Origin of the sequence: Sorangium sp. So ce1014, assembly GCF_051521505.1 — a bacterium.
In the GTDB taxonomy this organism is placed as follows: domain Bacteria; phylum Myxococcota_A; class Polyangia; order Polyangiales; family Polyangiaceae; genus Sorangium.
This window is the reverse complement of the sequence record NZ_CP150356.1, coordinates 8,168,455-8,187,690: the sequence shown is the minus strand read 5'-3', so window position 1 is coordinate 8,187,690 and position 19,236 is coordinate 8,168,455. Positions and strand designations below refer to the sequence as shown.

Here is a 19,236-nt window from a genome sequence, read left to right as displayed (position 1 = left end):
ATCGCGCCGCATCGCGCCGCGGCCTCCCGCGGACGCTGCCGTGATCGCGCGTGCGCCAGGTCGCGCTACGTCGCCGGTGGGGCGCGCCTTCATCATGGACCTCCGAGCGCGCGGGACCGCGCCGGAAGGGCGGGTCGCCTGCGGAGGATCCATTCGGCCACGGCGAGGTTGATCGCCCAGCCGGCCGCCATGGCGAGCGCCCGGCTGAGCTCGCCCTGGATGCCTCCGAACAGGAGCCAGGGCACGTGGGTCAGCACCTGCGTGCCGGCGCCGAGGCCGAGCGCATAGCCACGCACCATCCAGGCGCGGTGCCTGGCGATGTCCCGGCGGCGGATGGCGACGAAACCGAGGCAGATGAACAGGGCCATCGCCGAGCCCACCACCAGCCGGATGGCATGAAGGAGCGGGCCGTCATGGTCGGCAGGCGGGTAGGTCCGGGTCAGCCACAGACCCGAGAGCGCGGCGGCAAGCCCGAGAGGAACCAGCACCCGTCCAGCAGCGCGGTGCCAGCCGGGGCTCCGGCGGCGCAGGCCGGAGGAGAACTGGAACGCACCCAGGACGCACCACGCGCTGACGCTGACGATGTGCAGCACCGCGGGCAGGGGGGCCGCGAAGAACCGCGCGTTTTCCGGTGTGATCTCCGCGCCGCCGGCCAGCCCGACCAGGCGAACGATGCCGGCGACGACCGGGACCGCGCTGAGCGCGATCAGCAGCGCGGGCGCTCGCCACACCCCCTTCTCCGAGGGGATCGTCGTGCTCGACCGTCCTTGTTGTCCGCCCTCCAGGCGCCTGCCGCTCGGCGGCGACAGGGAGGGCGAAGCACAGGACGCCGCAGCGCTCTCATTCATCATGCGCTCGAGCGTAACGATGGCTCCGGTCGCAGAACATCGGCAGAGCGGCCAGATCTGAGCTGGCCGAGAGTTCGACCGTGAAGTCGTACTTTCGGCCGATCAGCTCCGGACGCGATGGGTCTCGTACGCCCAGATGGCGATCTCGACCCGGTTGCGCGCGCCGAGCTTGGTCATGAGGCTGGCGATGTGGCTCTTGACGGTGCTGAGGCTGATGTGGAGCTCGTCGGCGATCTCGGCGTTGGTTCGCCCGCGGGCCACGGTGAGGAGGACCTCCTCCTCCCGGTCGGTGAGGGCCTCCCTCGGTTGCGCTCGCGGCAGGTCGCGCCGGGAGTCGGCGAACGCAGCGAGCAGCCGTGCGGTGATGCTCGGGGCGATCAGGGCGTCGCCGCTCGCGGCGGCGCGGATGGCCTGGGCGAGCAGGTCAGGGCCGGCATCCTTCAGCAGGAAGCCGCGGGCGCCGGCCTTGAGGGCGGCATACACGTAGTCGTCGTGGTCGAAGGTGGTGATCACGACGACGCCGACGGGCCGGTCGACGTTCGGGCCGGCGAGCCGTCGCGTGGCCTCGATGCCATCCATACCGGGCATGCGAATGTCGAACAGGCACACGTCGGGGTGAAGGTCGAGCGCCAGCCGCACGGCCTGGAGTCCGTCGGCGGCGACGCCCACGACCTCGATGTCGGGCTGGGCGTTGAGGATCATCGTGAGTCCGGTGCGGACGATCTCCTGATCGTCGGCGATGATGATTCGAATGCTCATGTGGCCGGTCCTTGTCGAGGCAGCACGGCGGTCACCGCCCAGCCGCGCTCCGGGTTGGGGCCCGCGTGGCACGTGCCGCCGAGCAGCTCCGCTCGCTCGATCATGCCGAGGAGCCCGTAGCCCGCCGAGGCGGGCTGCCGAGCGTGCGTGGGGTCGCCGTCATCGCTGACACGCAGGCGCACCGAGGCACCGTCGACGGTGACTCCGACGTCGATCCGCGTCGCGTGCCGCGCGTGTCGCCGAGCGTTGGTGATCGACTCCTGCGCGAGGCGGTAGATGGCGGCTGAAACAGACGGTGAGAGGTCGTCGAGGTCCCCGGAGATATCGACATGGATCTCGGGGCCTTCGGCGGGCCGCTGGGTCAGGCGCTCGAGGTCCGCGATGCGCGGGTTGGGAGCGAGATCGGCGGATTCGTCTCGCCGCAGGAGCCGGACCATCGCACGCATCTCGGTGAGGGTGCGCGATGCCTCGGTCGCGATGACGCGGAGCGCGTCGAGCGCGGCCTCCGGGTTCGTGGGCGCCGTGGCCAGGCCGGCCTGCGCGCGGATGGCGATGGCCGACACGTGGTGGGCGACCGTATCGTGGAGGTCGCGGGCGAGCTGCTCGCGCTCACGCATCTTCACCTGCTCGATCTCGTGAGAGCGCGCGCGAGCCCGATAGCGGACCGCCGCGCCGAGCGCCATGGCGGAGAGCAGGACGGCGAAGCCCCCGATGACATCGCTCACCTTCGCCTGTTCCGAGAGGAAACGCAGCGACGCCGAGGCCAGCATGAGGGCGGCGCCCATCATGACCTCGCGTCCCGCGCCCCACCGGAGCAGGGAGTAGGGGAGCAACAGCAGGAAGACCGCCGTGTACAGCGAGGGGAGGTCGCTGCCGGTCAAGAGCCGGGCCAGCGCGATGGCTGCGGTCGCGCCGAACAGGATCGAGATCATCAAGAGCGGCCGCGATCGCCGCCACAACACCGTGGGCATGAGCGCGACGCCGACCACCAGCGAGGCGGACGTCCACGACTGTTCCAGCCTCGCGGCCACTTCGAGCAGCCCGATCGCGACGAGCACGCCGAGCAGCCCCCAGTCTCGCTTGCCCGGACCAGGCGGATGCGGTGCGCTCGGCTCGGGCCCTGCGGGGCGAGGAAGATCGCGCGCCTGCCTCATGCGCTTGCAGCCGCCTTCGGGTCATACCCGAGGCTCGGCGACAGCCACCTCTCGGCCTCCTCGACCGTGATCCCCTTGCGCTTCGCGTAGTCCGCGACCTGGTCCCTGCCGAGGCGCCCCACCATGAAATACCGCGCCTCGGGGTGCGCCAGGTAGATGCCGCTCACGCTCGCCGCCGGCAACATCGCGAAGGTCTCGGTCAGCTCGATGCCGACCGCGGGCGCGTCGAGCAGCGCGAACAGCTTGCGCTTCTCGGTGTGATCCGGGCACGCCGGATACCCGAACGCCGGACGGATCCCCCGGTATTTCTCCTGGATGAGCTCCTCGTGGGTCAGCGCCTCCCCCGCGCCGTACCCCCAGTCCTTCCGCGCCCGCGCGTGGAGCAGCTCGGCGAACGCCTCCGCGAGCCGGTCCGCGAGCGCCTTCGCGATGATCGCGCTGTAATCGTCCTTGTCCTTCTCGTACGCGCGCACGACCTCGTCGAGCCCGGTCCCCGCCGTCACCGCGAACGCGCCGACGTGATCGGCGAGCCCGCTCTCCCTCGGCGCCACGAAGTCGGCGAGCGACAGGTGCGGCTTCGCCCCGAAGGCGGCCTTCTCGCCGTCCTCCTCGGCGCCGCCCGCGGCCTTCACCTGCTGCTGTCGCAGCATGTTGAACCGGAGGAGCTCCCGCGAGCGCGCCGCGTCCCCGTAGAGCACGATGTCCCGCTGCTCGCCGCTCGCCGGCCAGAACCCGTAGACGCCCCGCGCCTCGAGCAGCGCGCCGTCGATGATCCGCTGCAGCACCTTCTGCGCGTGCTCGAACAGCTCGCGCGCCGCCTCGCCGTACTGCGGGTGCTCCAGGATCTGCGGATACGGCCCCCTGAGCTCCCACGCGGTGAAGAAGAACGTCCAGTCGATGTACTTGGCGATCTCGGAGAGCGAGAGGTCGTCCACCACGCGCCGCCCCGTGAACGACGGCGCCGCGACGTCCTCGGGCCGCCACGCGATCTTGAGCCGCCCCTCGTCCGCCGCGGCGAGCGTCACGAGCGGCTTCGCCCGCTTCCTCGCGAACAGCTCGCGCAGCCGGGCCTGCTCCTCCCGGTTCTGCGCGTCGAACGCCCGGTGCTTCGCCGCGTCGAGCAGGCTCGACACGACGCCCACGGCCCGCGACGCGTCGAGCACGTGCACCACGGTCCCGCCGAGCTCCGGCGCGATCTTCACCGCCGTGTGCTGCCGGCTCGTCGTCGCCCCGCCGATGAGCAGCGGCAGCCGGATGCCCCGCCGCTCCATCTCGCGCGCCACGCTGACCATCTCGTCGAGCGACGGCGTGATCAGCCCGCTCAGCCCGATCATGTCGGCCTTCTCGTTCAGCGCGGCCTCCAGGATCCTGTCCTGGTGCACCATCACGCCGAGGTCGACCACCTCGTAGTTGTTGCACCCGAGCACCACGCCCACGATGTTCTTGCCGATGTCGTGCACGTCGCCCTTCACGGTCGCCATCACGATCTTCCCCTGATACGACGACTCGCCCGCGGCCTTCTCGGCCTCCATGAACGGCATGAGGTACGCGACGGCCCGCTTCATCACCCGGGCGCTCTTCACCACCTGCGGGAGGAACATCTTCCCGGCGCCGAACAGCTCGCCGACGATCTTCATCCCGTCCATCAGCGGCCCCTCGATGATGGAGAGCGGCCTCTCGTACTTCTTGCGCGCCTCCTCCACGTCCGCCTCGATGAAGTCGACGAGCCCCTTCACGAGCGCGTGCGACAGCCGCTGCTCGACCGGGGCCTCGCGCCAGGCGAGGTCGAGCTCCTTCTTCTTCCCCTTGCCCTTCACCTGCTCGGCGAACTCGACGAGCCGCTCGGTCGCGTCCGGGCGCCGGTTGAAGAGGACGTCCTCCACCCGCTCGAGCAGGTCCTTCGGGATGTCCTCGTAGACCGCGAGCTGCCCCGCGTTCACGATGCCCATGTCCATGCCCGCCCGGATCGCGTGGTACAGGAAGGCCGAGTGCATCGCCTCGCGGACCGCGTTGTTCCCGCGGAACGAGAACGACAGGTTCGACACGCCGCCGCTCACGCGCGCCCCCGGGCAGGTCGCCTTGATGATCCGCGTCGCCTCGATGAAGTTCTTGGCGAACTCGTTGTGCTCCTCGATGCCCGTCGCGATCGCGAGGATGTTCGGGTCGAAGACGATGTCCTGCGAGTCGAAGCCGGCCTCCTCGATGAGCAGCCTGTACGCGCGCTGGCAGATCGCGACCTTCCGCTCCACCGTCTCGGCCTGGCCGAGCTCGTCGAAGGCCATCACCACGACCCCGGTCCCGTAGCGCCGGACGACGCGCGCCTTCTCGAGGAAGTCCTCCGGCCCCTCCTTGAGGCTGATCGAGTTGACGATCCCCTTGCCCTGGATGCACTTGAGCCCCGCCTCGATGACCGACCACTTCGAGCTGTCGATCATGATCGGGATGCGGGCGATCTCGGGCTCGGTGGCGATGAGGTTCAGGAACGTCGTCATCGCCTGCTCGGAGTCGAGCATGCCCTCGTCCATGTTCACGTCGAGGAGGTTCGCCCCGCCGCGCACCTGGTCGAGCGCCACCTCCAGCGCGGTCGTGAAGTCGCCCTTCTTGATGAGATCCATGAACCGGGCCGAGCCCGTCACGTTGGTCCGCTCGCCGATCATCATGAAGTTCGTGTCGGGCCGGAGGACGAGCGTCTCCAGGCCGCTGAAGCGCCCGAAGCCGTCGCGCTCGGCGGGCAGGGGCCGCGGCCTGAGCTCGGCCGTCGCCCGGGCGATCGCGCGGATGTGGTCCGGCGTCGTCCCGCAGCAGCCGCCGACGATGTTCACGAGCCCGCTCTCCGCGAACTCCGCGAGCAGCCGCGACGTCGTCTCCGGCAGCTCGTCGTACTCGCCGAACGCGTTGGGGAGGCCGGCGTTCGGGTGGCAGCTCACCCGCGCCCGGGCGAGCTTCGCGAGATCCGCGAGGTACGGCCGCATGTCGCTCGCGCCGAGGGCGCAGTTGAGGCCGACGCTGAGCGGGCTCGCGTGCTCGACGCTCGTCCAGAACGCGTCGATCGTCTGGCCGGAGAGCGTCCTGCCGCTCCGGTCGGTGATCGTCACGCTGAGCATGATCGGCAGGCGCCGCCCCTTCTCGGCGAAGACCTCCTCCATCGCGACGATGCACGCCTTCAGGTTCAGCGTGTCGAGGAACGTCTCCGCGAGGAGCACGTCGGCCCCTCCGTCGACGAGCCCGCGCGCCTGCTCGGCGAACGCCCGCCGCAGCTCGTCGAAGGTCACCGCGCGGAACGACGGGTCGCTCACGCTCGGCGAGATCGACAGCGTCTTCGGCGTCGGTCCCAGCGAGCCCGCGACGAAGCGCGGCTTGCCGGGCGTGCGCGCCGTCCACGCGTCGGCCGCCTTCCGGGCGATCTGGGCCGCGGTCACGTTGATCTCGTAGGCGAGCGACTCGAGCCGGTAGTCGGCCTGGGCGATCGAGGTGCCCGTGAAGGTGTTCGTCTCGATGAGGTCGGCGCCGGCCTCGAGGTACGCGCCGTGGATCTCGGCGATGACGTCCGGCCGCGTCAGCACGAGGAGATCGCTGTTGCCCTTGAGGTCGATCGCGTGGTCGCGGAAGCGCTCGCCGCGGTAGTCGGCCTCGCCCAGGCCGTAGCGCTGGATCATCGTGCCCATCGCGCCGTCGAGGCACAGGATCCGGGCGTCGAGGAGCTCTTCGATGCGCGCGGCGGGGGGGTCGCTTCCGTTCATGGTCCTGCTCTATGTATCTACTAATCCGGATGAACGGATTAGAGACTGGCGGACCTGCGGGCACGCGTCAAGCGCCGCCTGCGGTCGGCGAGGGCGGCGGTCTTCCTCTGGATCCGAGGCCTCACCTGGTGTGGCCTCACCTGGGACGAGGGGGCGGGCCCCGGGGCGAATGGCGGCTACACCTCGACGGGCGGCGTCGGGTCGATCGCGTACCCCGTTCCGGCTGAGGCACTGGCGGACATCGCTGGAGGTGCGTATCTTTGGCTAGCCCTGAGCACCCCACCCCAGGGCACGGCCGGCCGGGCTCACCGCGCGGTTCGCCTCCAGCGGGGCGAGCGCCCCCTCGGGCAGGGCAGCCGCCCCCGGCCGGACAAAGCACGCAGAGGAGATTTCAGGATGATCACGATCACGCAGAAGGCAGCCGAGAAGGTGATGGAGATCGCGACCGCGGAGGAGCTGATGGGGCAAGGGCTGCGCCTGCGCGTCGTGGGCGGCGGATGCGCAGGCTTCTCCTACGACCTGTACTTCGAGGACAAGCCGACCGAGTTCGACGAGGAGTTCGAGGACCGGGGCATCAAGCTCTACATCGACCCGCTGAGCTACCAGTACCTCGACGGAACCGAGATCGACTACGTCGAGGGCCTCCACGGCTCCGGCTTCAAGTTCAGCAACCCGACGGTGAAGAGCACCTGCGGTTGCGGCTCCTCGTTCTCCGTCTGATCGCGCGCTCGCACTCCGCCTGAACCTCGCGTCCGTCCTGGCTCGCTCCGTCCTTTGGCGGAGCGGCCGACGTGAGATGCACACGAGCCCCTGGGCGTGTCCGCCCGGAGCATCGAGACCTTCCCGGCTCTCTCGTCCCTCCTTTTTGCCTCGGTGCTCGCGCGCGCGAGCCTGAGCGCCGTGCGCTTTGGCTTCGCAGCCACGGTGTACAACCTGCCCGCCCGGGGCGGCATGCCAGCTGCATCGCAGCCTGGGTGGGCTGCTCTCTTCGGTATCTCGAACCAACCACTTCGGCGGCAAGTGCCGGCGAAGCGATCAACGCGATCGAGGCCCGGCGTCGGCCGGCCTCGACAGCAGGAGCCGAGGTCCGGCGTCGGCCGGCCTCATCAACCGAACCGGGGTCTTCGGACCTCGAAGGAAACCCTGTGCAAACGTCCCGAGATCAGGCCAGCGCGGTTTCGCGCTACATCACGCATGTTCGGCAGATCCCGGAGCTGTCGCGCGAGGACGAAGTCGAGCTCGCTCGACGGTGGCGGGACCACGGCGACGAGCGGGCCGCGGCCGCTCTCGCGCTCGCGAACCTGAGGCATGTTGTCTCGATCGCGATCAGCTACCGGCGTTACGGGATCCCGCTCGCCGATCTCATCGCCGAGGGGAACTTCGGGATCGTCCACGCGATCCGCAAGTACGACCCGGACCGTGGAAATCGCTTCGTGACCTACGCGGCCTACTGGATCCGGGCGTACATACTGAACCACGTCATTCACTCCTGGAGCCTGGTCGGCGTGGGCTCGGGCCCGCTCCGCTCGAAGATGTTCTTTCGCCTGCGGCGGGAGCGGGCGCGCATCGCGGGCCTCGTGGGCGAGGGGGAGGAGGGCGATCGGCTGCTGGCCGAGAAATTCGGCGCGCCCGCGGAGAAGGTGCTGGAGATGGCCCACCGGCTCGAGGCCCGGGACGTCTCGCTCGACACGAAGGTGTTCGAGGACGGCGCCCGGTCGCTGGTCGATACGCTGCCGGCGGACGACCAGGACCAGGAGGAGCGCTTCTCCCGCGCGGAGGAGGGGGCGCTGCTCCGCGAGCGGCTGACGCAGGCCGTGGAGAACCTCGACCCGCGCGAGCGGTACATCGTCGAGACCCGGATGATGGCGGATCCGGAGGAGGAGCTGTCGCTCGCCGAGATCGGGCGCCGCCTCGGGGTGTCGCGCGAGCGAGCTCGGCAGCTGGAGGCGCGCGCAAAGAAGAAGCTGCGCGACCGTCTCCAGCCGCTCGCAGCGTAGCGACTTGCCACAGGTGAGCGGCGGGCGAGCACAAAAGCACGGAGCCCCGCCGAGGCGAGGCTCCGTGGTCGCAGGGGACGTAAGCCGAGTTCTGTTGCGCGGGGGGTCGCCCCCCTTGCGCCGGCGATCATTCCTCTAGGACGCGCGTTGCCACGCGCCTCAAGCAGCCAACCCGGAGGCATGGGGCGGGCAACCCTTGCCGCGGCGGCGGTTGCCGCCGCGGACGCCTCCCTACGCGGCCTTGCTCCAGGTGGGGTTTGCCGTGCCGCCCTTGTTGCCAAGGGCGCGGTGGGCTCTTACCCCGCCGTTTCACCCTTGCCGCGCGGCGAGCCCCTCACGGAGCGCGCGGCGCGGCGGTCTGTTCTCTGTGGCACTTTCCTCGAGATCGCTCTCACCGGGCGTTACCCGGCACCCTGCCCTGCGGAGCTCGGACTTTCCTCCCGCGACCGGGCTTCCCCGGCCGCCGGCGATCGCCTGTCCCGCTGCGACGCGGCGAACATAGTCAAGAGACGGCCGAACGCCAACACCTCCGCGCGGCGCCCGCCACAGGCTGCCCCTTCGCTCAGGTGCGGCGGAGCTTCTGCGCCATCTGGGCGCCCAGCTCGGCCGAGCGGTTCGACGCGGTCTCGACCGCGTCGATCAAGGTGCGCCGGAGCCCGCCTGCCTCCAGCGTGTGGAGCCCCGCGATCGCCGTGCCGCCGGGGCTCGTCACCATGTCCTTCAGGCGGCCGGGGTGCTCGCCGGTCTCGAGCTGGAGCTTGGCGGCGCCGTACACCGTCTGCGCCGCGAGCAGCAGCGCCACGTCCCGGCCGAGGCCGACCTTCACGCCGCCGTCGGCCAGCGCTTCGATGATCAGCATGATGTACGCGGGGCCGCTGCCCGACAGGCCGGTCACCGCGTCGAGCAGCGACTCGTCGAGCACGACCACGCGGCCGACCGCCTGGAACAGGGTCCGCGCGATCTCGATGTCGTCGCTCGTGGCGTGGCTCCCGGCGGAGATCGCCGTGGCGCCGGCCAGCGCGATCGCGGCGGTGTTCGGCATGCTGCGGATGACGCGCGCGCCCTCCGGCAGGCGGGCCTCGATGGCGTCGATCGGCACGCCGGCCGCCACCGAGATGACGACATCCGTGCGGCCCAGCCCCGACGAGAGGGGGGCGAGGATGCGATCGACGATCTGCGGCTTGACGGCGATGACGAGGACGTCGGCCCACTGGCAGAGCGCCTCGTTGTCCTCCGTGGTCTCGATGCCATACCGCGTGTGGAGGAACGAGAGCCGCTCGCTCTTGAGATCGCTCGCCCGGATCTGCTCCGCGCCCACGGCGCCCCCCTGGAGCAGGCCTCGGATGAGCGCCTCTGCCATGTTCCCGCCGCCAAGAAACCCGATCTTGCGCCCTCGCAGCCGGCCGTCGTCGCTCCCCATCGCCAGGCTCACCTCCAAGTGCGCGCACCCTAGCAGCCCTGCCGAGCCCGCGGTTCAAATCTCGACGGTCATCGCCGCCGGCGCGGCGTGCTGCCATGGACGGGCGGGCGGACGCGCGGCGCGCCTTCCCCCCGCGCGCGGCGAGCGCCCTTGTCAGCGGACGCCGTGGCGTTATCTGTGCGGCGGAATGAACGCAGTCGGCTCCCTGTTCGCCGAACGCAGGACGGGACCTTTCGACTGCCCGACGGAGATTCCATGATTCAAGCGGTTTCCTATCGCTCTCGCGCTTCGGCCTTCGCGCTGCTCTCGATGGCGGCGCTGGCGTTCGGTGGGTGCGGCCAGCAGGCGCACGCCACGCCCCCCTCCACCCAGGCTGCCGCCGCCTCGCCCCCCGGTGCAGCGCCGCCGCCCGTCTCGACCGTGACGCTTCCGCCGGCGCCGGTGCCGGCCACCTTCGATGTCGCGGCGCTGTCCGAGCGGGTCAGGCCGATGGTCGTCAACATCACGACGATGCATGAGTCGCGCGGTCCCGAGGGGCTCGATCCCTTCGAGTACTTCTTCGGCCCGCAGGGCGGCGGCCGGCTCAACCCGCGGGGCCCGCGGCCGCCGCAGACGGCGCTCGGGACCGGCTTCATCATCGATCCGAGCGGCTACGTGGTGACGAACGAGCACGTCATCCACGACGCGTCCGGCGTCCGCGTGCGGCTCGCCGACGAGCGGGAGTTCGAGGCCGAGGTCGTCGGGCGCGATCCCAAGCTCGATCTCGCGCTCCTCCGGCTGAAGGGCGCGAACGGCCTGCCCGTGGCGCCGCTCGGGACGAGCGAGCAGCTGCGGGTCGGCGAGCACGTGCTGGCGGTCGGCAACCCGTTCGGGCTCGGCCACACGGTCACGCTCGGCATCGTCAGCGCGAAGGCGCGCGCGATCGGCGCGGGGCCGTACGACGACTTCATCCAGACCGACGCCTCGATCAACCCGGGCAACAGCGGCGGGCCGCTGTTCAACTGGCGGGGCGAGGTCGTCGGCATCAACACCGCGATCCGGGCGGGCGCGAACGGCATCGGCTTCGCGATCCCGGTCGACGCGCTGAAGGACGTGCTCCCGCAGCTCCGCGAGAAGGGGCACGTCGAGCGCGGCAAGCTCGGCCTCCTGTTCCAGCCCGTCACGCGCGAGCTCGCCGCGGCGCTCCAGCTGGACGCGCCCAGGGGGGCGCTCGTCGCCGAGGTCGAGCCGGGCGGCGCCGCCGCGCGCGCAGGCATCAAGCCGGGCGACGTGATCGTGGACGTGAACGGCGTGCCGATCCACCACGCCGAGGAGCTTCGGCGCAACGTGGCGCGCAACGCGCCCGGCGCCGAGATCGAGGTGACCGTGGTGCGCGCCCAGAAGCGGCACGAGCTCCGGGCCAAGCTGGACGCGCTGCAGGACGAGGAGGGCGACGCGGCCAGCCGCGCGCGGCCGAGCCAGGGCGCCCGGCCCGAGCGGCAGCAGAGCGACGAGAAGCTCGGCATCCAGATCTCGGACGCGCCCGGCGGCGGGGTGCGGGTCGACGGGTTCGCGTCGGGCAGCAACGTCCAGGATCTCCAGGTGGGCGACGTGATCGTCGAGGTGAACAGCACCCCCATCAAGGACAGCGCCGGCCTCCGCGTGGCCATCACCAAGGTCAAGGAAGGGTCGACGGCGCTCCTCAAGGTGCGGCGCGGGAAGGTCGTCCAGTTCGCGGCCGTGCCCATCCCCGCGCGCTGATCCTGCGGCGCGGCCGGCGCGCGCCGGTCTTTCCCGATCACCCCACGCCTTGCCGTCGGCCGGCGGTCTCTTCTCCTCCCTCGGGCGCGTTCGCAGGCGAGGCGTCCGCGGCGCGCGCCGCCTCCATGAGCGCGCGCTTCTCCGCCTCCGTCTGCTTCACGCGCTCCTCGAGCACGTCGGCGCCGAGGTAGCGGAAGACATAGATGCCCCCCACGAACATGCAGAGGAACAGGGCGAGCACCCGCCAGATGACGATGTACGGCACCACGAACGCGCCCTGGACCCAGGGCGACATGAGCGCGTTCGAGCCGAGCTCGGCGACGCCGCTCGCGCCGGGCGTGGGGCTCATGTAGAGCGCGAAGTTGAGCAGCGTCTGGGTCAGGACGACCTGGACGATCGGCGGGCCCACCGAGACGAAGGTCGAGGGCGACGTCGGGATGCCGAGCCCGAGCAGGATGAAGTAGGCGACCGCGAACCGCGACCAGAAGAAGCCGAACGTGAGCAGCAGCGCGGCGGCGTAGGCGCGCTTGCCGCGGCGCATGTAGACGCGGAAGCCCTCGTGGAACTCGTCCACGCTCCGCAGCAGGCGCGCGGTCATGGCGCCGGGCGCGGCGAGCGCGGCGTCGGCGCGGGCCCGCAGCCGGGGCACGCGCCGGGCGCCGAGCAGCGCGGCGCGCAGGAGCCCCCCGAACGGCACCGACAGCGCGCGCACGATCGCCTTGAGGAGCGGCGGGTACGCCGCCGCGACGATCAGCGCGACGAGCGCCGAGCCGAACATGGTCACGGTGAAGAAGAGCAACCACTCGATCTGCGGCCCCCCGTGCATGACAAGCATCCCGTTCTGCCGCAGCGCGAAGAGGGTCAGGGCCGAGAGGAGAAAGAACGAGACCGTGCACGAGGCGGTGAGCAGCTCCGCCGTGGCCACGTCGACGAGCCGCATGCCGCCGTGGACGAGCACGGCGGCCTGCGAGGGCGCCGCGCCGGCCTGCCCCGGGGTCACGCCGGCGCAGAACATCAGCACGAACTCCGAGGTCACCGCGGTGCGGAAGCTGAGCCCGGGCCAGAGCACGCGCCCGAGGACCCAGATCCTGAGGCCTCCGAACACGCCCTCTTGCAGCGCCAGCACGGCGCCGACGAGCAGCCAGCCCGGCCGCACGTGCGCGAGCCCGGCGGCGAGGCTCTCCTGCTTGTCGTGGATCTCGCTGTAGAGCACGTAAGCGAACGACGCGAGCGTGAGCGTGACGACGACCTGGATGCCTCGGATCAGGGTGGCGCGGTTCATACGGGGGCGCGCAGCCGGGGTGATCGCTGCGCATGCCCCCTATACCCTGTCGCCGGCGCTCGCGACCGTCATGCGGCGCTCCGCCCGGCGCGCGAGACGCGTCCCGGGGCGGCCTCGACCGCAGGACGAGCGTGGCCGATGCGAATGACGCTTCGCGGGAGCGTTCCTTGGGTTGTCCAGCGCTCGTCCGGCGCGGCGCGCGTCGACGTTCGTGGTCGCCGCGAAGCGCGGCTCTCGCGCGCGTTCCGCGGCTCTCGAGACCGGGGCGAGGAAGATGTCTATTGTCTATTGCGTCGCCGAGGAGGGCTCGCGATGCTGGCCGCCTCATGGCGGCACGTAAGATCGCTATCAATACCGGAGGCGGCGATGCGCCCGGGCTCAACGCTGTGATCCGCGCGGCCACGCTCGCCGCGATCGAGCGTGGCTGGGAGGTCTGGGGGATCCGGCAGGGCTACCGCGGGTTGCTCGACGACTCTCCGGACGGGCTCATCCGGCTGGACCGCGAGCGGGTGCGGGGCATCGCGCACCTCGGGGGCACCATCCTGGGCACCGTGAACCGCGGCGATCCGTTCCACTATCCGATGCCGGGCGAGCACGGGCTCGTGCCGCGGGATCGGTCCGAGGATCTCGTGCGGCGGTTCCGCGCGCTCGGGTTCGACGCGCTCATCGCGGTGGGCGGCGACGGCTCGATGCGGATCGCGCACCAGCTCCTCGAGCGCGGGCTGCCCCTCGTCATCGGCGTGCCGAAGACGATCGACAACGACGTCTGCTGCACCGACGTCACGTTCGGCTTCGACACGGCCGTTTCCATCGCGACCGAGGCGCTCGATCGGCTCCACACCACGACCGAGGCGCACGAGCGGATCATGGTCGTGGAGGTGATGGGGCGGCACGCGGGCTGGATCGCGCTCAACGCCGGGATCGCCGGGGGCGCCGACGTCATCCTGATGCCGGAGATACCGTTCCAGTACGAGCCGATCGCCGAGAAGATCCGCCTCCGGGATTCGCGCGGGCGGCGCTTCTCCATCGTGGTGGCGGCGGAGGGGGCGTGCTCGCAGGGGGGAGAGCTGGTCATCAAGGACGCGGGCGACGCCTTCCGCCGCGCCGCCGTCCTCGGGGGCGTGGCGGAGCGCGTCGCCAAGGAGCTCGCCACCCGCACGGGCAAGGAGGCGCGCTCGATGGTGCTCGGCCACCTGCTGCGCGGCGGCGGACCCACGACGGCGGACCGCTTGCTCGCGCTCCGCTTCGGCGCGGCCGCGATGCGCGCCCTCGTCGAGGACTGCGGGAGCGGGATGGTCGCGCTGCGGGCGAACCGGATCGAGCTGGTCTCCCTCGACGACGTGGCCGGCAAGACGAAGACGGTGCCGCTCGATTCGGACGCGGTCGTCACGGCCCGTGAGATGGGCCTGTGCTTCGGAGACGAGCCGTCCGACCATTTCGCCGCCACCTGATCCGGGGCGCGCGGGTGTGCTGCTGTCGGCCGTCGGCCCGGCAGGAACCGTGGCGGATTGTCCAGATTCGCCCGCCGCCGGGGGTCCTTCGCGCGGCGCGCCGCCGGCCGGACGGCCCGAGCGTGGCGACCCGCCTCGTGTTTGACACTCGTCGAAGGGGGCCGATATCTTGGGTTCCCCTCCGAACCCGCGCACACCCCGGAACATGACGAAAGTCCTCGTATTTGAGAGTGATCCGGCGTTTGCCGGGGAGCTCCGCACGGAACTGGGCCGCCTCGGCTGCACCGTTCAGGTCGTCGACGACGGCAACGTCGGCCTGCAGGCAGCCGCGGCCGATCGCCCCGACCTCATCCTGCTGTCGATCGAGCTGCCGCGCATGAACGGCTTCTCGGTCTGCAACAAGCTCAAGAAGGACCTGCAGCTCAAGGACGTCCCGCTCGTCATCATGTCGAGCGAGTCGAGCGAGGAGACGTTCGAGCAGCACCGAAAGCTCAGGACGCGCGCGGAGGACTACATCCACAAGCCGATCGCGTTCGGCGAGCTCCTCGAGCACATCCGCAACCATGTCCCGCTCGACGGCGACGACGCGGAGGCCGATCCGATCATGATCGATGAGGCCGAGGTGCTCGAGGCCGACATCGACGAGGACTCCGGGGATCCCACGATCATCACCGCGGCGGTGGGCTCGAACGGCACGCCCGCGAGCGTCGCGCCGCCGGCGCCGTCGGCTGTGCCGAGGCCGCCATCCGTCGCGCCGAGGCCGCCGTCCGTCGCGCCGAGGCCGCCGTCCGCCGCGCCGAGGCCGCCGTCCGCCGCGCCGCCGTCGCCGTCCGCCGCGCCGCCGTCCGCCGCCGCCCAGGAGCGTGGGCGGGCGCCAGGACCGACGAAGCCTCCTCAGGCCGCCGTCGTGAGGTCGGATTCCCGCAGGTCGGATGAGGACATCGAGGAGTTCATCGGCGGCGCGTTCACCCGGTTGATCCGCGACGAAGAGGAGGAGCCGACCGACGTCAGGCCCTCGGTCGCGCCGTCGACGCGGACGCCGTCGGTCGCGCCGTCGACGCGGACGCCCTCGGTCGTGCCGTCGACGCGGACGCCCTCGGTCGTGCCGTCGACGCGGACGCCGACGTCCACCGGCACGCCCCTGCCAGCCTCGGTGCCCCCGCCGGTGAGCTCGTCGCCGGTGGCCACCTACCGCGCCCCGGTCTCCGAGCGCGGGGGCGCCTACCGCGCCCCGGTCTCCGAGCGCGGGCGGCTGACCCCGGCGCCGCCGGCGCCGCATCGCTCCGACGCCGACGCGGGCGAGATCGAGCGCCTGCGCGCCGACCTGGACAGGTCCAAGAGCGAGATCGTCCGCCTCTCCAAGGAGGTGGCCGCTGCGCGCGCCACGTCGCTCCGCCTCGAGGGCGAGATCTCCACGGCGAACGACGGCAGCCAGGAGGCGGTCCGCCTGCGGCGCGAGCTCGACGAGCTCAAGGCGAAGCTCGCGGCCGGCGGCAGCGGCTCCAGGCCCGGCGGCGTGTCGAGCCGCGAGTTCCTCGATCTGCGCGAGGCGCTGAACAAGAAAGACAAGGAGATCCTCGCGCTCCGCGACCAGATGTCGCGCAAGGACAAGGAGCTCCTGGAGCTCCGGGATCAATCGCTGTCGCTCGATCGGGAGAAGGCCGATCAGGTCGACAGGATCCTGGAGCTCGAGCGTGCGAGCGAGGACCTCGACGGGCAGCTCGCGTCGCTGCGCGCCGACAAGGAGCTCGCGGCGAAGCGCGCCGACGACTTCAAGGCGCGCGCCGAGAAGATGCAGGCGCAGGTCGTCGCCCGCGACACGGAGGTCTCGGCGGCCCGGCAGGCCCTGATGAGCGCGGAGGCCGCGCACACCGAGGCGCTGCGCTCCGCGGCGGACGAGAGGGCGCAGGCGATCGCGGCCGTCGAAGCGTCGGCGCGGCGCGAGATCGAGGAGAGCGCGCAGGCGGAGCGGGAGCGCTTCGAGCAGGCGACGGCGGCGCACCGGACGGAGGTCGAGAGGCTGAACGCCGAGCACGCCGCCCGCGTGGAGCAGCAGGCCGCCGAGCAACGCGCCGCCGCCGACAGGCTGGCCGGCGAGCACGCCGCGGCCATCGACAAGCAGGCGGCCGAGCATGCTGCGGCGCTCGATCGGGTGAGGGCCGAGCATGCGGCGCTGGCGGATGGCCTGAGGGCCGAGCACGAGGCCGCCCTGGACGGCGTGAGGACCGAGCACGCCGCGGCCGTGGATGACCTGAGCACGGAGCACGCTGCGGCGCTGGACCGGCTGCGGGCGGAGCACGCCGCGGCGGTCGAGGTCTCGCAGGGCGAGCACGAGGCCGCCGTCGAGGCGCTCCGGCGCGAGCACGCGGGCGAGACGGAGCGGCGCGACCGGGAGCACGCCGCCGGGCTGGACGCGGCGCGCGCCGAGCACGCGGCCGGGCTGGACGCGGCGCGCGCCGAGCACGCCGCCGCCGTCGAGCGGATCAACGCGGAGCACGCGGCCGCGCTGCAGGGGGTGCGCGCCGAGCAGGTCGCCGCCGTCGAGCGGCAGCAGGCCGAGCACGCCGCCGCGGTGGAGGCGCTGCGGGGCGACCACGCGACCGCCGTCGAGGCGCTGCGGCGCGAGCATGCGGAGGACGGGGAACGGCGCGATCGCGAGCACGCGGCCGCGCTGCTCAGCCTGCGAACCGAGCACGCCCGCGCCATCGAGGGACAGGCGAACGAGCACGCGCAGGCGCTCGAGGCGGCGCGAGACGACTTCGCGGCGCGGCTCGCAGGCCGAGAGCGCGAGCTCATCGAGGAGCGCGAGCAGGCCGTCCGCGCCGCCGAGCACGCGCATGCGGCTCGGGTGTCCGAGCTCGAGGCGCGCGCCGCCGACCGGCAGGCGCAGATCGAGGCGGCGCACGCGCAGGCGCTCGCCGACCTCCGCGGCGTACACCAGGCCGAGATCGCCGAGCGCGAGTCCGCCTGGACGGCGCAGAAGCACGAGCTGGACGAGATCGCCCGCGGGCTCTCCACCGAGCTCGGGCAGGCGCGCAACCAGGTGGCGCACCTCGAGGCCCGCTCGCGCGACCTCGAGCAGCAGCTGGAGCAGCGCACGGGCGAGCTGTCCACCCGCGTCGAGGAGCGCGATCGCCTGCTGGGCGAGCTCGCCGAGCGGGCGCGCGCCGTCGAGGCGCTCCAGGGCCGGCTCACCGAGGCCGAGCAGCGGGAGAGCGAGCTCGGCGCGCAGCTCTCGCACCGGACCGAGGAGCGCGACACGTTGAGGACGCAGGGCGAGCAGCTCGCCGAGCAGCTGGCCGTCGAGCGTGCCCGACTGCAGAAGGCGCGCTCGAAGTGGGGCGAGGACCGCGCCTCGCTGGAGCGCGCACGGGAGGCGCTCGCCTCCGCGCTGTCGCAGATCGATCAGGGCGAGGCGCTGTCGATCGAGTGAGCCGGCGGCGCTCGCTGGCGGGGCGGGGGGCGGTCAGCGCGAGAGCGCGGCCGCCCCGAACGCCTCGGGCAAGAGCGCTGCCAGCGAGGTGAGCCGAGGCGCCACGCTGCCGCCCCCGGCGGCGATGAGGCGGATCGGGAGATCGACGGCGAACTCGGCGAGGGTCTGCCGGCACATGCCGCACGGGCTGCCGAGGACGGGCCCGCTGGTGGCGACGGTGAGCGCGATCGGGTCGCGCTCGCCGGCCGCGACCATCTGCGCGATGGCCGAGCGCTCCGCGCAGAGGGTGAGCCCGTACGAGGCGTTCTCGACGTTGCAGCCGGCGAACACGCGGCCCGACCGCACGAGGATCGCCGCGCCGACCCAGTAGCCCGAGTACGGCGCGTGCGCCCGCTCCCGGACGGCGAGGGCCGCCCCATCGAGCGTGTCCCAGTCGATCGCCTGCGCCGCCTCGGTCGCGGCGGGCGCCTCGACGGCGTCCTGCGGAGCGCGGCTCACGACGCGGGGCTCCCGGCCGCGGCGCCTTCGCCGGCGCGGCGGACCCACGCCGAGAGCAGCGCCGTGAACCGGGCGCGCGCCTTCCGGGCGGTCTCCTCGACCTCCTTGTGGTCGAGCTCGCGCTGCGTCAGGCCCGCCGCGAGGTTCGTGATGCACGAGATGGCCGCGGCCGGCACGCCCATGTGTCTGAGCGCGATGATCTCCGGGACCGTGCTCATCCCGACCGCGTCTGCCCCGAGCGTGCGCAGCATCCGGATCTCGGCGGGTGTCTCGTACGTCGGCCCGAGCAGACCGGCGTAGACCCCCTCGCGCAGCGAGACGCTCGCGTCGCTCGCCGCCGCCCGCGCGAGCTCGAGCAGCCTGGGATCGTGCGCGTAGGTCATGTCGGGGAAGCGCTTGCCGAGCGCGTCGTCGTTCGGCCCGAGGAGCGGGTTCACCCCCATCAGGTTCAGGTGATCGGTGAGCAGCATGAGGTCGCCGGCGGCGAAGCCGGGGTGGATGCCGCCCGCCGCGTTCGTCAGGAGCACGGCGCGACAGCCGAGCCGCGCGAGCACGCGCACGCCGAACGCGACCTTCGCCGGCGGGTGCCCCTCATAGAGGTGCGCGCGCCCCTGCAAGCAGGCGACCGGCACGTCCCCGACGCGCCCGGCGCAGAGGAAGCCGGCGTGCCCCTCGACGGCGGGCCGAGGCATGCCGGGGATCTCCGCGTACGGGACCTTCACGAGCCCGGAGAGCTCGTCGCCCCAGCCCCCGAGCCCTGATCCCAGCACCACACCGATGCTCGGAGGCGCCGGAATTCGTTGGTGAATGATGCGCGCTGCTTCGTCGAGCTCGGCCAGGAGGGTCACCGCGACAAGCTAGCCGAGGGCGACGCGGGAGGTAAACGTCGCAGATGCACAGCGGCACCGAGCGTG

At 72.0% G+C, this 19,236-nt stretch carries 13 protein-coding genes and 1 other RNA gene; 5 read left to right on the top strand and 9 right to left on the bottom strand.

All coding sequences use genetic code 11. The annotated features are described in order from the left end of the window. Positions 1–92: 92 nt before the first annotated feature. From WME75_RS30890 to metH, 4 genes are all read right to left on the bottom strand, one after another. Entirely contained in the window at positions 93–851 is a 759-nt protein-coding gene (locus WME75_RS30890; RefSeq protein WP_437478679.1) for a DUF2306 domain-containing protein, read from the bottom strand. Between the two features lie 99 nt (positions 852–950). Continuing rightward, positions 951–1,607, bottom strand: a complete 657-nt coding sequence (locus WME75_RS30885; RefSeq protein WP_437478676.1) for a response regulator — start codon at positions 1,605–1,607, stop codon at positions 951–953. Then, positions 1,604–2,761 (bottom strand): sensor histidine kinase, encoded by a 1,158-nt coding sequence (locus tag WME75_RS30880; protein WP_437478674.1) that lies wholly within the window; start codon positions 2,759–2,761, stop codon positions 1,604–1,606. Before WME75_RS30880 ends, WME75_RS30885 begins: the two co-directional genes overlap by 4 nt. Further along, entirely contained in the window at positions 2,758–6,501 is a 3,744-nt protein-coding gene (gene metH / locus WME75_RS30875; protein ID WP_437478671.1) for a methionine synthase, read from the bottom strand. The genes WME75_RS30880 and metH overlap by 4 nt, the downstream gene beginning before the upstream one ends. Positions 6,502–6,897: 396 nt before the next feature. Between metH and erpA the strand changes: the two genes are divergently transcribed. Both erpA and WME75_RS30865 read left to right on the top strand, forming a co-directional pair. Next, on the top strand, positions 6,898–7,221 hold the full coding sequence (erpA, locus tag WME75_RS30870) for an iron-sulfur cluster insertion protein ErpA (protein WP_437478668.1): 324 nt from the start codon (positions 6,898–6,900) through the stop codon (positions 7,219–7,221). Between the two features lie 425 nt (positions 7,222–7,646). Beyond that, the gene (locus WME75_RS30865) at positions 7,647–8,498 is read left to right on the top strand and encodes a sigma-70 family RNA polymerase sigma factor (RefSeq protein WP_437478665.1); all 852 of its coding nucleotides are present in this window, start codon (positions 7,647–7,649) and stop codon (positions 8,496–8,498) included. 66 nt (positions 8,499–8,564) lie between these two features. Here the strand turns inward: WME75_RS30865 and rnpB are convergent. Both rnpB and proC read right to left on the bottom strand, forming a co-directional pair. Continuing rightward, an RNA gene (gene rnpB, locus WME75_RS30860) (RNase P RNA component class A) lies at positions 8,565–8,984 on the bottom strand. A 76-nt stretch (positions 8,985–9,060) separates the two neighbouring features. Next, on the bottom strand, positions 9,061–9,918 hold the full coding sequence (gene proC / locus WME75_RS30855; protein WP_437494958.1) for a pyrroline-5-carboxylate reductase: 858 nt from the start codon (positions 9,916–9,918) through the stop codon (positions 9,061–9,063). Between the two features lie 255 nt (positions 9,919–10,173). On the opposite strand from proC, the gene WME75_RS30850 reads away from it, so the two are divergent. Further along, positions 10,174–11,658: a Do family serine endopeptidase gene (locus WME75_RS30850; RefSeq protein WP_437478662.1), complete on the top strand. Its 1,485-nt coding sequence runs from the start codon at positions 10,174–10,176 to the stop codon at positions 11,656–11,658. 37 nt (positions 11,659–11,695) lie between these two features. Here WME75_RS30850 and WME75_RS30845 read toward each other — a convergent pair whose 3' ends face one another. Beyond that, positions 11,696–12,940 carry a lysylphosphatidylglycerol synthase transmembrane domain-containing protein gene (locus tag WME75_RS30845; protein ID WP_437478659.1) on the bottom strand — a complete coding sequence of 415 codons (1,245 nt, stop codon included), beginning with the start codon at positions 12,938–12,940 and terminating at the stop codon, positions 11,696–11,698. Positions 12,941–13,266: 326 nt separating this feature from the next. On the opposite strand from WME75_RS30845, the gene WME75_RS30840 reads away from it, so the two are divergent. Both WME75_RS30840 and WME75_RS30835 read left to right on the top strand, forming a co-directional pair. Further along, positions 13,267–14,391 carry a 6-phosphofructokinase gene (locus WME75_RS30840; RefSeq protein WP_437478657.1) on the top strand — a complete coding sequence of 375 codons (1,125 nt, stop codon included), beginning with the start codon at positions 13,267–13,269 and terminating at the stop codon, positions 14,389–14,391. A gap of 205 nt (positions 14,392–14,596) precedes the next feature. Beyond that, positions 14,597–17,824 carry a response regulator gene (locus WME75_RS30835; protein ID WP_437478655.1) on the top strand — a complete coding sequence of 1,076 codons (3,228 nt, stop codon included), beginning with the start codon at positions 14,597–14,599 and terminating at the stop codon, positions 17,822–17,824. A gap of 33 nt (positions 17,825–17,857) precedes the next feature. On the opposite strand, the gene WME75_RS30830 is transcribed toward WME75_RS30835, so the two are convergent. After that, positions 17,858–18,322, bottom strand: a complete 465-nt coding sequence (locus WME75_RS30830) for a cytidine deaminase (protein ID WP_437478652.1) — start codon at positions 18,320–18,322, stop codon at positions 17,858–17,860. Continuing rightward, positions 18,319–19,170 carry a purine-nucleoside phosphorylase gene (locus tag WME75_RS30825; protein WP_437478649.1) on the bottom strand — a complete coding sequence of 284 codons (852 nt, stop codon included), beginning with the start codon at positions 19,168–19,170 and terminating at the stop codon, positions 18,319–18,321. The genes WME75_RS30830 and WME75_RS30825 overlap by 4 nt, the downstream gene beginning before the upstream one ends. Positions 19,171–19,236: the final 66 nt, after the last annotated feature.